The 13,116-nt window shown below is 71.7% G+C and carries 14 protein-coding genes; 6 read left to right on the forward strand and 8 right to left on the reverse strand.

Annotation, left to right across the window (positions count from 1 at the left end; genetic code table 11):
* The first annotated feature begins 18 nt into the window (after positions 1-18).
* The gene (gene pknB, locus AB0C84_RS33845) at positions 19-1,830 is read left to right on the forward strand and encodes a Stk1 family PASTA domain-containing Ser/Thr kinase (protein WP_361074357.1); all 1,812 of its coding nucleotides are present in this window, start codon (positions 19-21) and stop codon (positions 1,828-1,830) included.
* 216 nt (positions 1,831-2,046) lie between these two features.
* Here pknB and AB0C84_RS33850 read toward each other — a convergent pair whose 3' ends face one another.
* The 4 genes from AB0C84_RS33850 to AB0C84_RS33865 are packed head-to-tail and all read right to left on the reverse strand — an operon-like array spanning position 2,047 to position 4,207.
* Entirely contained in the window at positions 2,047-2,649 is a 603-nt protein-coding gene (locus AB0C84_RS33850) for a gamma-glutamyl-gamma-aminobutyrate hydrolase family protein (RefSeq protein ID WP_258940264.1), read from the reverse strand.
* Between the two features lie 6 nt (positions 2,650-2,655).
* On the reverse strand, positions 2,656-2,844 hold the full coding sequence (locus AB0C84_RS33855; RefSeq protein ID WP_179845173.1) for a hypothetical protein: 189 nt from the start codon (positions 2,842-2,844) through the stop codon (positions 2,656-2,658).
* An 8-nt stretch (positions 2,845-2,852) separates the two neighbouring features.
* A complete protein-coding gene (locus AB0C84_RS33860; RefSeq protein WP_361074360.1) occupies positions 2,853-3,494 on the reverse strand; it encodes a class E sortase in 642 nt (213 codons plus the stop codon).
* A gap of 23 nt (positions 3,495-3,517) precedes the next feature.
* A complete protein-coding gene (locus AB0C84_RS33865) occupies positions 3,518-4,207 on the reverse strand; it encodes a DUF881 domain-containing protein (RefSeq protein ID WP_258940266.1) in 690 nt (229 codons plus the stop codon).
* 147 nt (positions 4,208-4,354) lie between these two features.
* Here AB0C84_RS33865 and AB0C84_RS33870 point away from each other — a divergent pair, with 147 nt between their 5' ends.
* Complete coding sequence (locus AB0C84_RS33870; protein WP_121432795.1) at positions 4,355-4,612, forward strand: cell division protein CrgA; 258 nt, start codon at positions 4,355-4,357, stop codon at positions 4,610-4,612.
* 142 nt (positions 4,613-4,754) lie between these two features.
* On the opposite strand, the gene AB0C84_RS33875 is transcribed toward AB0C84_RS33870, so the two are convergent.
* Both AB0C84_RS33875 and AB0C84_RS33880 read right to left on the reverse strand, forming a co-directional pair.
* Positions 4,755-5,651: a rhomboid family intramembrane serine protease gene (locus AB0C84_RS33875; protein ID WP_361074362.1), complete on the reverse strand. Its 897-nt coding sequence runs from the start codon at positions 5,649-5,651 to the stop codon at positions 4,755-4,757.
* A gap of 72 nt (positions 5,652-5,723) precedes the next feature.
* Positions 5,724-6,248: a peptidylprolyl isomerase gene (locus AB0C84_RS33880; RefSeq protein ID WP_361074364.1), complete on the reverse strand. Its 525-nt coding sequence runs from the start codon at positions 6,246-6,248 to the stop codon at positions 5,724-5,726.
* A gap of 170 nt (positions 6,249-6,418) precedes the next feature.
* On the opposite strand from AB0C84_RS33880, the gene AB0C84_RS33885 reads away from it, so the two are divergent.
* A complete protein-coding gene (locus AB0C84_RS33885) occupies positions 6,419-6,895 on the forward strand; it encodes a hypothetical protein (protein WP_258940268.1) in 477 nt (158 codons plus the stop codon).
* Positions 6,896-7,005: 110 nt separating this feature from the next.
* Complete coding sequence (locus AB0C84_RS33890) at positions 7,006-7,830, forward strand: acyltransferase (protein WP_361074367.1); 825 nt, start codon at positions 7,006-7,008, stop codon at positions 7,828-7,830.
* A 64-nt stretch (positions 7,831-7,894) separates the two neighbouring features.
* On the opposite strand, the gene AB0C84_RS33895 is transcribed toward AB0C84_RS33890, so the two are convergent.
* Positions 7,895-9,358 carry a DEAD/DEAH box helicase gene (locus AB0C84_RS33895; RefSeq protein WP_361074369.1) on the reverse strand — a complete coding sequence of 488 codons (1,464 nt, stop codon included), beginning with the start codon at positions 9,356-9,358 and terminating at the stop codon, positions 7,895-7,897.
* Between the two features lie 200 nt (positions 9,359-9,558).
* On the reverse strand, positions 9,559-10,017 hold the full coding sequence (locus AB0C84_RS33900) for a rhodanese-like domain-containing protein (protein ID WP_361074371.1): 459 nt from the start codon (positions 10,015-10,017) through the stop codon (positions 9,559-9,561).
* 107 nt (positions 10,018-10,124) lie between these two features.
* Between AB0C84_RS33900 and AB0C84_RS33905 the strand changes: the two genes are divergently transcribed.
* Both AB0C84_RS33905 and AB0C84_RS33910 read left to right on the forward strand, forming a co-directional pair.
* The gene (locus AB0C84_RS33905) at positions 10,125-11,108 is read left to right on the forward strand and encodes a helix-turn-helix domain-containing protein (protein WP_361074373.1); all 984 of its coding nucleotides are present in this window, start codon (positions 10,125-10,127) and stop codon (positions 11,106-11,108) included.
* 527 nt (positions 11,109-11,635) lie between these two features.
* Positions 11,636-13,027 carry an iron-containing redox enzyme family protein gene (locus AB0C84_RS33910; RefSeq protein WP_361074375.1) on the forward strand — a complete coding sequence of 464 codons (1,392 nt, stop codon included), beginning with the start codon at positions 11,636-11,638 and terminating at the stop codon, positions 13,025-13,027.
* Positions 13,028-13,116 lie beyond the last annotated feature (89 nt).

A 13,116-nucleotide genomic window follows, 5' to 3' on the forward strand; every position in this document is an offset into this window, starting at 1 on the left:
ACGAGGGAAAGTGCACATATGAGTCAACCTCGGCTGCTCGGCGGCCGCTACGAGCTCGAAACGGTGATCGGGCGCGGCGGCATGGCCGAGGTCTACCGTGCCCGGGACCGCCGCCTCGATCGCATCGTCGCGGTCAAGACGCTGCGATCCGACCTGGCCCGTGACCCCACGTTCCAGGCACGGTTCCGGCGCGAGGCCCAGTCGGCCGCGTCGCTGAACCACCCCTCGGTCATCGCCGTGTACGACACCGGCGAGGACATGATCGGTGACACCCCGATCCCGTACATCGTCATGGAGCACGTGGACGGGAGCACGCTGCGCGACCTGCTGAGGGAGAACCGCGCGCTGCTGCCGGACAAGGCCCTGGAGATCACCGACGGGATCCTGCGGGCGCTGGACTACAGCCACCGCGGCGGCATCGTGCACCGCGACATCAAGCCGGCCAACGTGATGCTGACCCGGCAGCACGAGGTCAAGGTCATGGACTTCGGCATCGCCCGGGCCATGGCCGACACGGCGTCCACGATGACGCAGACCGCCCAGGTGATCGGCACCGCGCAGTACCTGTCGCCCGAGCAGGCGCGCGGCGAGCGGGTGGACGCCCGCAGCGACATCTACTCGACCGGTTGCGTGCTGTACGAGCTGCTCACCGGCAAGCCGCCGTTCACCGGCGACTCCCCGGTCGCGATCGCCTACCAGCACGTGCGGGAGGAGCCGGTGCCGCCGTCGCAGGTGGACCCGCAGATCCCGCAGTGGGCTGACGCGATCGTCCTGAAGGCGATGGCGAAGGAAGCCGACCACCGCTACCAGAACGCGACGGAGTTCCGGCAGGAGATCCAGCGCGTCCTGCAGGGCCAGCCGGTGTCGTCGACGGCGGCGTCCACGATGCTGATGGGCGGCCACCAGCCCCAGGGCACGCAGGTGATGGGCGCGTACGGCGGCGGCCCGGCGCGCACGCAGGTGCGGCGGCCGCAGGATGACGGCTACGGCCTGCCTCCCGCCCACTACGACGACGACGGGCGCGGCGGCGGCGGCAAGAAGGCCGCGCTGTGGGTGGGTCTCGCGGTGCTGTTCATCGGCGGCGCCGCGCTCATCGGCCTGCTGATGAGCAACGGGAACGACGGGGCCGACCAGGTCGCGATCCCCAAGAGCATCGTCAACGTCTCGCAGAACGACGCGACGGCCCAGCTCACCAAGCTCGGCTTCAAGCTCGGCGAGCCGAGGACCGACTTCAACGACGACGTCCGGAAGGGCTTTGTGATCAGTTCTGATCCCCAGCCCGGCACGGACGCCGCCAAGGGCGCCACGGTGACGCTGCTGGTCTCCAAGGGCAAGAAGCCGCCCACGGAGATCGAGATCCCGGACGTGACCGGCAAGCCGTACGCCACGGCCAAGAAGATGCTGGAGGACAGCGGATTCGAGGTCGACAAGAGGGTCGATTCGAGCGACACGGTGCCGCGGGGCAACGTGATCTCGACCGACCCCAACGGCGGTTCGAAGGCGGCGAAGGGCTCGAACGTCACCGTGACGGTGTCGACCGGCCCGTCGAGCCTGAAGGTGCCGAGCCTGTTCAACAACAGCCAGCGGGCCGCGTGCGGCAAGCTGGAGAGCCTCGGCCTGAGGTGCAACGTGCAGAAGGGCGCGCCGCCGCCCGACAAGCAGGTCGCGCCCGGCTTCGTCTACGACCAGCAGCCGGGTGAGGGCGCGACGGTCGCGCCGGGCGACACGGTGACGATCATGGTGGCGCAGAAGCCGCAGTCGCCGCCGCCCAGCACGCCGGGCACACCCACGCCGGGCTTCCCGGGTTTCCCGGGCAACGGCCAGGGCTGACCGGATAACGCCCGAGGGCCCCGTCTCCATCAGGAGGCGGGGCCCTCGGGCGTTTCGCGAGCCTCGTCACGGGGCCGGCCGGGCCCGGACATGAGAGAAGGGCCTCCGCCACTCGGGGGCAATGGCGGAAGCCCTTCGCTATGGTCTTCGTCACGACGTCGGGAGACGTTACCGATTTCAACCGAAATTTTCTAAGTTCGGGTGAGATAGGGCCGCCTAGCCCCCGCCCACCCGGTGAAGGCGCAGGTCATCGCAGGTGACCAGCCAGTTCCGAAGCAGTCGATGGCCGGCGGTCGACAGGATCGACTCGGGATGGAACTGGACGCCCTCGACGGGCCGGCCGCGGTGGCGCAGCCCCATGACGACGCCGTCGCGGGTGCGCGCGGTCACCTCCAGGACGTCCGGCGGGACGGTGGCGGGCACGACGGCGAGCGAGTGGTAGCGGGTCGCGGTGAACGGGTCCGGCAGGCCGCGCAGGACGCCGGCGCCGTCGTGGTGGATCTCGCTCGTGTAGCCGTGGACGATCTCGGGGGCGCGGTCGACCGTCGCGCCGTGCACGTGGGCGATCACCTGGTGGCCGAGGCAGACGCCGAGGAGCGGGGCGCCGCGGCGCTCGGCGTCCCGCACGAGGTCGAGGCAGACGCCTGCGTCGGCGGGATGGCCCGGTCCGGGGCTGAGCAGCACGCCGTCGACCGCGGCGGCGTCCCGGACGGAGACGTCCGAACGGTCCTTGACGACGCAGTCGGCGCCGAGTTCCAGCAGGTACTGGACGATGTTGTAGACGAAGCTGTCGTGGTTGTCGACGACGAGGACGCGCATCGCAGGTCAGCCCGGGGTGGCGGAGCCGGACGGCGCGGGGTCCTGCACGACGCCGTGGTCGAACTGGACCTTGGGCTCGATCCACGGGAACACCACGTACCAGAGGAGGACGGCGACCGCGACGAGCAGGCCGAGCGCGGTCGCGGTCTTGGTCTGCCAGGCGCCGGGCAGCCGGCGCCAGATCCAGGCGTACACGGAGCCTCCTACGTCCCGGCGGCCCGGGCCGACGCCGCGCGCGGCAGCGCCTCGGCCAGCTCGCCGAAGATGATCATTCGCTGGGCGGCGGAGTACTTGGGGTGGCAGGTGGTGAGCGTGAGGAGCCGCTCGGTCGGCCGCCGCTTCGGGTGGAACGGGACGGGCGCGGTCACCTCCACCGCCGACGGCTTCACGATCCGCCGGTCGGTGACCGTGTAGACGTACTGCTCGTCCCGGGTGTCGATGAGGATCTTGTCGCCGCGGTCGAGCTCGCCGAGCCGGTTGAACGGCGCCGAGTAGGTCGTGCGGTGCCCGGAGACGACGAAGTTCCCGATCTGGCCCGGCAGCGCGCTGCCCGGGTAGTGGCCGGGCCCCTTGCGCAGGTCGGCCCGGTCGACGCCCTCGATCACGACGAAGCGGTAGTGCTCGCCGAACCGGGGGATGCGGATCACGGCGAGTCCCTTGCCGAGCCTGACCCTCTCGGTGGTGACCTTGGTGGCCCGCCAGTTCTTCAGCATCTCGTCGCCGAGCCTGTCCTGGGCGCCCTTGGTGTACTGGCCGGTGCCCCACAGCTCGTACGTGACGAACAGCATGACGATCAGCCCGGCGGTGATGCACAGCTCGCCCATGCCACGGATCACCGTCCGCACCGCGTCCTCCTCTACCGGGGGGTTCAGCCGCCTTTGGGCGGTTCCGCCGGAACCGTAGCGTGCTTCATGGTCACGTTGCCGGTGTAGGGCGGCAACGTGGCGCGCTCCACCGTCCGCACCGCGTAGCCGAGCCCGTAGGCGCGGACGTACCTGCGGTAGATCGCGATCTCGCGGGACGCGCCGAGCGCCGCGCGCAGCCGGACCGGATCGCCGACGGCGGTGATCCGGAACGGCGGGGAGTAGACGACGCCCTGGAGGATCAGCGTATTGCCGACGCACCGCACCGCGCTGGTCGAGATCACCCGCTGGTCCATGATCTGCATGGCGCGGGCGCCGCCCGCCCACAGCGCGTTGACGACGGACTGGACGTCGCTCTGGTGCACCACCAGGTCGTCCGGCCGGACGCCGCGGGGCAGCTCGCCCGGCTTCGGCAGCGGCGCGTCGTCAAGCGAGACCCGGACGGCGCGGCCCGCGGCGGGGGTGAACCCGGCCTCGGCGGCCAGCCGGTCGGCCTCCGCCTGAGCGTTTTTCACCCGGGCGTCGTGACGTCCGGCCTCCCGGGAGATACCGTCGACCTGGCGGCGCAGCCGCCGGTACTCGGCGCGATCCTGCCGGCCCCGGCGCTGCTCCGCGGTGATGAGCTCGGTGATCCTGGTCCGGCCCTGCTCGCGCAGGCTCGTGCCGCGGGCCGTGCTCGCGCTCGCCGCGAACAAGGTTCCCGCAAGGAGCGTGAGAACTGGGATGATGCTTCCCCACGCTGGACGCCGTACGCTGCTCACCAGCGACTACGCTAACCGACAAAACACCCATGCGCGGTCCGACGCTCCGGCCGCCGGACGCCCGAGGAGATCGATCCCACCGTGGCCAAGTCCAAAGTGCGCAAGAAGGCCGTCTACACGCCCCCGCAGAAGTCCAAGGCTCCCGAGGTCAGCCCCCGCTGGCTCGTGCCGACGATGGTCGCTCTGTGGCTCGTCGGCCTGATCTGGATCGCTGTCTTCTACGTGACGGCCAGCACGGGTACGGACGTGCCGTACATGACCGACCTGCACAACTGGAACCTGGGGATCGGCTTCACCGCGATCATCCTGGGTGTGATCCTCTCGACCCGCTGGCGCTGACCGCACGTTATCCACAGGTTGAGGATCTCTCACCGCGCCTTTCCCCAGGTTTTCCACAGCGGGTGTCCACAGGCGCCGGAGCGCGGACGCCGCCGCGCGCGGGCCGCGCGGCCCGGCGCCCGCGCGGCGTCCGCGCGCACGGCTACACCGACGGGCTCAGCTCGGCCGTCCTGAGCATCACGAGCACCGCGAGCAGCACCAGCACGGCCAGCGGCGCGCCGATGTGGAACAGCCGCCGCCGCGCGTCCGGCGCGTAGGCGTAGGCCGCGGCCAGCGCCGCCCCCACCGCCAGCCCGCCGACGTGGCCCTGCCAGGAGATCCCCGGCACCGAGAACGTGATCACCAGGTTGATCACCAGCAGGACCACGATGGGGCCGACCGGTCCGCCGAGCCTGCGGCCGATCACGAAGTACGCCCCGAACAGCCCGAAGATGGCCCCGGACGCGCCGACCGCGGAGTCCGCCGGCGAGCCGACCATGTACAGCAGCACCGAGCCGCCGAGCCCCGACAGCACGTAGAGGGCGAGGAAGCGCCACCGTCCGAGGACCTGCTCCAGCGCGGGACCGACGGCCCACAGCGCCCACATGTTGAACAGGATGTGGGTGATGCCGAACGATCCGCCGCGCTGGTGCAGGAACATCGTGGTGAACAGCCGGTACCACTCGCCCTCGGCGACCCCGCCGACCTCCCCGCCGGGCAGCACCCCCTGGCCGAGCATCATGAAGTCCCAGACCACGCGCCAGGACGCCAGCTCGGCGAGGTACGCGGCGACGCACGCGCCGATGAGCGTGTAGGTGACGACCGGCACGGCGGTCGCCGAGCCCCGCGCGCCGAGGATCGTCCGGGGAACCGCCTTGCGGGCCCCCCGGTTGCCCTCGGCGACGCACTCCACGCACTGGTGCCCCACCGCCGCGTCCCGCATGCACTCGGGGCAGATGAAGCGGTCGCAGCGTGTGCAGCGCACATACGTCTCGCGGCTCGGATGCCGGTAGCAGGTCGGCACCGAGGTCTCGGGGACGGGACTCTGGTCTGTGCTCATCAGTGGCTCCGTGGGCCGTACGTACGGTGGGTGCTCGGCTCACCCGTAGCGGGGTCTCACCGTGTGGAACGTCTAACGGCGCTCGATCGTCACCGACTCGATGACGACGTCCTCCTTGGGACGGTCCATCCGGCCCGTCGGGACCTTGCCGATGCGGTCGACGACGTCGGTGCCCTCGATGACCTTGCCGAAGATGGTGTGCGCGCCGGTCAGGTGCTGGGTGTGCGCGACGCTCAGCGTGATGAAGAACTGGGAGCCGTTGGTGCCGGGCCCGGCGTTCGCCATCGCCAGCAGGTACGGGCGGTTGAACTTCAGGTCCGGGTGGAACTCGTCCTTGAACTGGTAGCCCGGGCCGCCGGTGCCGGTGCCGAGCGGGTCGCCGCCCTGCAGCATGAACTGGTCGATGACCCGGTGGAAGATCGTCCCGTTGTAGAGCGGCGCGTCCGACTTCTGGCCGGTGCGCGGGTCGGTCCAGGTGCGGGTGCCCTCCGCCAGCTCGACGAAGTTCGCCACGGTCTCGGGCGCCTGCTCCGGGTACAGCTGGATCACGATCTTGCCGAGCGACGTGTTGAGCGTCGCGAAGATCTCGTTGGCCACGCTGGCCGCCTCCTCCTGAGATGGGTTCTGTGCCGTCCGGTGCGCGGTCCCGGCCAGGCCGTCCACGTCACTCTGAGTGAAAGCCTCGTCACGATCGCGGTGTTTACCTTCCGTTCGCTGGGAAGGCTGCCTGACAGGACCTCGCAAACAGGGAGGTTAGCGTGTCCCTAATGATCAATATCCGCCGGAAGCCGCAGGACGAGGTCGTCAATCGGCTCGGCCGCGTCCAGCAGGCGGCCCGTCAGGGCGCCGACGCGTGCCGGCAGGGCGCCTCCAGCGCGGCCGAGCGGATCGGGCCCATCGCGAACGAACGCGTGATGATCGCCCGTGGATGGAGCGCACCGAGGCTGCGGCAGGCGGCCCGGTACGTGGAGACCGGCCTCGCCCCGCGGGTGAGCACGTTCCTGAGCGATGTCGCCGGACGGGTGGAACCGCCCAGATCGGCGGCCAAGCCCGGACGTGGCGCCCTCATGGCGATGATGGGGGTGGTCGCCGCCGTCGGGGTCGCCGGCGCGGTGGCCACGCGGCGCGGCGCCGTCCGTGACATGGCCAAGGGGTCGAGCGAGCATGCGGGCAACGCGACCTCGGCCGACTCCATGACGGTCAGCGGCGCCGACGTCGACGGTCAGGTGCGTTCATCGCACTGAGCCCCGCGATCGCGCTGAGCGCACAGGTGAAGGGTCCGGCCGCGCGGCGGCCGGGCCCTTCGCCGTCCCCGTCGGTCAAGGGGTTACTACCACCCGGTACGGTGAACGCCATGTCGCCGAAACGCCCCTTGCGGCAGATGCTGGCGGCCCGCGCGAAGCAGCGGGCGCGCCAGGGCGTGCACACGGCCGTGCACCACGCCTGGGAATGGATCCAGCGGCACGGGGAGATCACCCCGCACACTCCGGGCCGCCGCAGGTTCGCCTACCTGGGCGAGGGCGCCTGCATCGGCTTCCCGACCGGCGCGATCTACGGCGAGCCCTGGATCTCGATCGGCGACCATACGCTGGTCGGCACGCACGTCACCATCTCCGCGGGGTTCGTGCCCGGCCTCGACCTCGGCCCGGACGTCATCGTCCGGATCGGCGGGAGCTGCTCGCTCGGCCGCGGCACCCACATCGTCGGCCACCAGTCGATCGACATCGGCGACGACGTCTTCACCGGCCCGAACGTCTACATCACCGACCAGAACCACACCTACGGCGACCTGCACACCCCGATCGGGCGGCAGTGGCCGGAGAACAACCCGGTCGTGATCGGCGACGGCTGCTGGATCGGCACCGGGGCGATCATCCTTCCCGGCACCCGCCTCGGCCGCAACGTCGCGGTGGCGGGCGGCGCCGTCGTCCGCGGCGAGTTCCCCGACCACTCGGTCATCGGCGGTGTCCCGGCCAAGGTCCTGCGCAGCCACGACAAGGAGAACGGCTGGCAGCCGCCCCTGCGCACCGACCCCCTCATGTCCCTGGACGAGCTCGCCGCCCTCTCGGTGGACGGCCTGGAGGGCCTGCAGATCCTCCAGGACAGGCTGCGCGCCGAGTCCGCCGCCCGCGAGTCCGCCGCCCGCGAGGGCGACGTCCTCAGCGAGGAGGCCGGCTGACCGCCGCGGCCGGCCCGGAACGCGAAGAGCCCCGCCGTCACCGGCGGGGCTCTTCTGTCGTCCATCAGCTGGTGCGGGCCGTCCGGCGGTCGCCCCCGTAGGAGGAGGCGCCCCGGCGGTTGCCGTGGGAGCCGCCGCCGGTCCGGGGGGCGCCGCGGCGCTCGCCGGACGAGTAGGAGCGGTGCTCGCCGCCGCGCCCGCCCTCGCCGCCCTGCCGGCGGTTGCCGCCCTCGCGGTCGAAGGTGCGCGGGCCGCGGCCCCGGCCGCGCCCGCCCGGCCGGCCCCGGCCGCCCTCGCGGCGCGCCGGCCGCTCGGGGATGATCGGCTCCTCGATCGGGATGCCGGACGGCTGCCGGGCGCCGGTCAGCTTGACCAGCTCGGAGTCGCCGGTGGACACCCGCGTCCGGGGCGCGTTGATGCCGGCGCGGCGCGTCATCGCGGACGTGGAGCGCACCTGGTGCGGCAGGACGAGCGTGACGACGGTGCCGCGCTCGCCCGCGCGGGCGGTGCGCCCGGCGCGGTGCATGTAGTCCTTGTGGTCGGCGGGCGGGTCGACGTGCATCACCAGGGACACGTCGTCGACGTGGATGCCGCGGGCGGCGACGTCGGTGGCGACGAGCACGCTGATGGTGCCCTCGCGGAACTCGGCGAGGGTGCGGGTGCGCAGCCCCTGGCTCTTGCCGCCGTGCAGGCCCGCCGCGCGGACCCCGGCCTGGGTGAGCTGCTTGGCGAGCCGGTCGACGCCGTGCTTGGTGCGGGCGAACAGGATCGTCCGGCCCTCGCGGTTGGCGATCTCGGCGGTGACGGCGCTCTTCTCCTTGGGCGCCACGAGCAGCAGGTGGTGGTCCATGGTGTCCACGGACTCGTCCACCGGGCCGATCGCGTGCGTGACCGGCTGGTTCAGGTACCGCCGGACCAGGACGTCGACGTCCTTGTCGAGGGTGGCGGAGAACAGCAGCCGCTGCCCGCCGGGCTTGGCGGCGTCCAGGATGTCGGTGACGTCGGGCAGGAAGCCCATGTCGGCCATGTGGTCGGCCTCGTCGAGCACGGCGATCTCGACGTCGGACAGGTCGCAGGCGCCCTGCCGCATCAGGTCCTTGAGCCGGCCCGGGGTGGCCACGAGCACCTCGACGCCGCGGCGCAGCGCGTCGATCTGCTTGAACATCGAGGTCTGGCCGATGACGGTCTTGAAGCGCAGGCCGAGCCCGCGGCCGAGCGGCTCCAGGTTCGTCTGGACCTGCTGGGCCAGCTCGCGGGTCGGGACGAGGATCAGCGCCAGGGGGCGCTTGGGGGCGGCCTTGCGGCCGGAGAGGCGGGCCAGCAGCGGCAGCCCGAACGCCAGGGTCTTGCCGGAGCCGGTCTTGCCGCGCCCGAGGACGTCGTGTCCGCCCATGACGTCGGGGATCGCGGCGGCCTGGATCGGGAACGGCGCCTCGATGCCCTGGCGGACCAGGGCGCTCACCAGCACCGGCGGGAGGCCGAGCTCGGCGAAGGTGGGAACCCGCTCCTCGTCCGCGATGGCGGGCATGGTCGGGTTCTGTTCAGCAGCAGCTGTGGTCACGCACTACCTTCCGAGAGGGGGGCACGTCTCGGGAGGCACCGCGTGGGTGTGGCCTGCAAGGACGAGCCTGGCGCCGTCGTCGGCGCCGAAGAGTGATTCCTAGAGTCTAACGTCGTCGGGGTACGAGCTTATGCCCCGTCCCCGAAGGAACATGCGTCACCACGAGCTCAACAAGCACAGGAAACACCCCTGACGGGGGCGGTGAGCGGGTCCGGTGAACGCCGCGTGACGGTGCCGCCACCGGTCTCCACGGGGTGGCCCTCCCGCGCCCAGTACTCGAATCCGCCGAGCATCTCCTTGACGGGACGGCCGAGCTTCGCGAACTCCAGCGCCGCCTTCTGGGCGCCGTTGCAGCCCGGCCCCCAGCAGTAGACGACCACGGACGCGCCCTCGGGGACGAGCGCGGCGGCGCGTCCGGCGATCTCGGCGGTGGGGAGGTGGACGGCGCCCTGGACGTGGCCCTGCGCCCAGCTCTCGGCGCTCCGGGTGTCGACGACCACGATTCCGGGCGTCCCCTCGGCGAGCCGGGCGGCCACGTCGGACACGTCCGTCTCGAAGGCCAGCCTGGCGGCGAAGTGCCGCAGCGCCTCGTCGGCGGTGGCGGGCACCGGGGTGGCTTCGTTCATCTGCGGCTCCTCGAATCGTGACGATCGTCTCGTGACCACCTCGATCCTCGGCCGCCGGCCGCTCGCCCGGAAGTGGCGTGAATGCCGTGTATCGCTAATATCGCGCCATGCACGTCGCCGCCCCGTCCCGCCGGCACACGGTGTCGGTGCTGGTGTTCGACGGCATGGCGCCGTTCGAGCTCGGCACGGTCGTCGAGGTGTTCGGGCTGCCCCGGCCCGAACTGGACGTCTCCTGGTACGACCTGCGTGTCTGCTCGCTGGAACGCGGCCCGATGCGGGCGGTGGGCGGTTTCACGATGACCGCCGACCACGGGCTGGACGCGTTCGCCTCGGCGGACACCGTGCTGGTCGTCGCCGTCCCCGACGTCCGCGGGGACCCGCCGCCCGAGGTCGTCGCGGCGCTCCGGGAGGCGCACGCGCGGGGCGCCCGCGTGGCGTCCATCTGCTCGGGCGCGTTCGCCCTCGCCGCCGCCGGGCTCCTGGACGGACGGGCGGCCACCACTCACTGGCGGTACGCCGACCTGCTCCGCCGCCGTTACCCGGACGTCCGCGTGACGCCCGACGTCCTCTATGTGGACGGCGACGACGTGCTGACCGGGGCGGGCAGCGCGGCGGGGCTCGACATGTGCCTGCACCTCGTCCGCAAGGACCACGGCGCCCGGGTCGCCAACGCGGTGGCGCGGCGGCTGGTCGTCCCGCCGCACCGGGACGGCGGGCAGGCGCAGTTCGTGGAGGCGGCGGTGGTCCCGCCGGGGGAGGACGACCCGGTCGCGCGGGCCATGGCGTGGGCGCTCGACCACCTCGCCGAGCCCATCACGGTGGCCCGCATGGCACGGGAGGCGTGCCTCGCGCCCCGCACGTTCCTGCGCCGCTTCCAGCGTCGGACAGGGACGAGCCCGCTGCGCTGGGTGGTCGGCCAGCGCGTCCTGGCCGCGCTGCCGCTGCTGGAGGAGGGCGGTGCGCCGATCGAGGAGGTCGGCGCGGCGGTCGGCTTCGAGAGCCCGGCGACGTTCCGGCACCACTTCGCCCGGACGATGCGGACCTCCCCGTCCGCCTACCGCCGCACCTTCCGCACCGCCGCCGGAACCTGACCCGCCGCCCTCACGCCCGGCGCGGGGAGCGCGCGCCGGGCATGAGAGTCCGGTAACGGTCACGAATCGGGGAGTGTCCCCGCGGTTTCCTGACCAGCAGAAGTCACCGATGTCAGGGGAGAGTTGCGCCGTCGCGGCGGCCGGGGCGCGGCCGCGGTGACCGCGAGGGGCGGCAAGGTCAGCACGGCAGTCAGGCGGCGCGGGACGGGCGCGGGCGCGATCGGTCCGGACGCCCGCAAGATCATTACGGACGAGACCGAAACGCGCGGCCGCCCCGCCGGGAAACCGGGCACCGGCACAAAGTTCCAGCTCAATCGTTGATCATCGCCCGGGGCCTTTGTTAATCTGCCCGGCAGCCGAGAGGAAGCGGTCCCTTACCGCACGTAATAGATCACTTCCACTCCGCGACATTTGTTCATCCCACCAACAAATGGAAGCCGTTCTCAGTGATCACGGCCGACACAATCGGCCGCGCACGCCTTCAGCTACACCCGACCCTTGAGTAGTCAGGTGAACGGTACAAGTCAATGACAGTTCAACCGCAGGCAGCCCCTGCCGCCCCACGCGCCGGCGGCACCCTCGGAAAGCGGATCCTGGCGTTCGCCGGCCACCCGCTGTTCCGCGGTGATCCCCAGGTCGTCCACGGCCGCAACCCCTACCGCCGCATGCTCGCGCCCGGCTCGCTGGCCGAAACCGACTTCGACCGCCCGCCGGGACCCGGCGAGTGGGCGGCCCATCGCTCCCTCGCCGCGCACCGGCTGCTCGGCACCTTCTACGAGGCCGAGACGGTGCTGCTCCCCGAGCAGGGACTCGACGGCCTGTACGAGGATTTCGACCTCTTCTACGGCCCTGACCTCAAAGAACTCCGGGAAGGCTCCGTCTCGGATCTGGAACGTTTCGCGTTCGGCTGCCTGGACGAGGCCGTGGACGTCAGCGGCGCCGCCACGCCCGAGGTGCTGGAGGCCTACTTCCAGCACGTCGTCGAGGAGGCCGCCGCCGGGCCCTCGCCCGCGCTGACCGCCATCGCCGGCGCCCGCGACCGCAAGAGCGCCGCCGACCTGTACCTGGTGCAGCTCGCACTGGACGGGCTCACCGAGGCCTCCGCGATGTCGCGCAACCTCGCCGGGGCCTACGGTCCCGAGCAGTCCGCCCTGTTCAAGATATTCATCGACGAGTTCGGCTACGGGGTCTACGACGCCAAGCACACCACGATCTTCGCCAAAATGCTGCGCAGCCGCGCGATGGCGACCCATGTGCACGCGTACTGGAACTTCTACCTGACCGGCCCCCTGGCAACGAACAACTACTATTACTACCTGTCCCGTGACCATGCGAAGTTCTTCCGCTACGCGGGCGCGGTCACCTACGCCGAAGCCGTCTTCGCGCCCGCATTCGTGGAAATGATAAAAGTGTTCCGCGACATATTCGGCAACGCGGTCGATCTGCATTACTGCGACGAGCACGCGCACATCGACGAGCACCACGGGCGCATCACCCGGGACCAGGTCCTGCTGGCCCTGGCCGGGCGGCACGGCCCGCGGGTCGTCCCCGAGCTGCTGCGCGGCATCGCGGAGGCGCGGCTGGTCGGCGGCTGGTTCGAGGACGACACCGCGGCGCAGATCCGCTGGTCCGACGACCTCCCCCGGCACCGCGAGCTCGCCGGTTCGGCCCGGACCGGGTCCGAGCCTCCGCGGCGCGTCGTGCTGACCGCCGAAAGCCCGTTCGGGACGCGCTGCCATGACGGCGACGTCGTCCTGGAGGTGGAGCGCGGCGAGGCCGACCTCGTCACGACCCCCACCGGGCCGCCCGAGCGGCTGGCGCGCGGCGAGGCCGTGCTGATCCCCGGCGGGCGCCTCTACGGGATCCGGCCCGTGACGCCGGAGACCGCCTGCGCGCTCCACGCCGTGCCTCCCGCCTGAGACTCCCCGCTCCCCGACGCTCCCACCGAGACTCCCGTCTCTCCCGCCCCGCCTGACCGCGCCATGCCCAGTGCCGCCCCCGCCCGTCA

Source organism: Actinomadura sp. NPDC048955 (assembly GCF_040649435.1).
GTDB lineage: Bacteria > Actinomycetota > Actinomycetes > Streptosporangiales > Streptosporangiaceae > Spirillospora > Spirillospora luteofluorescens.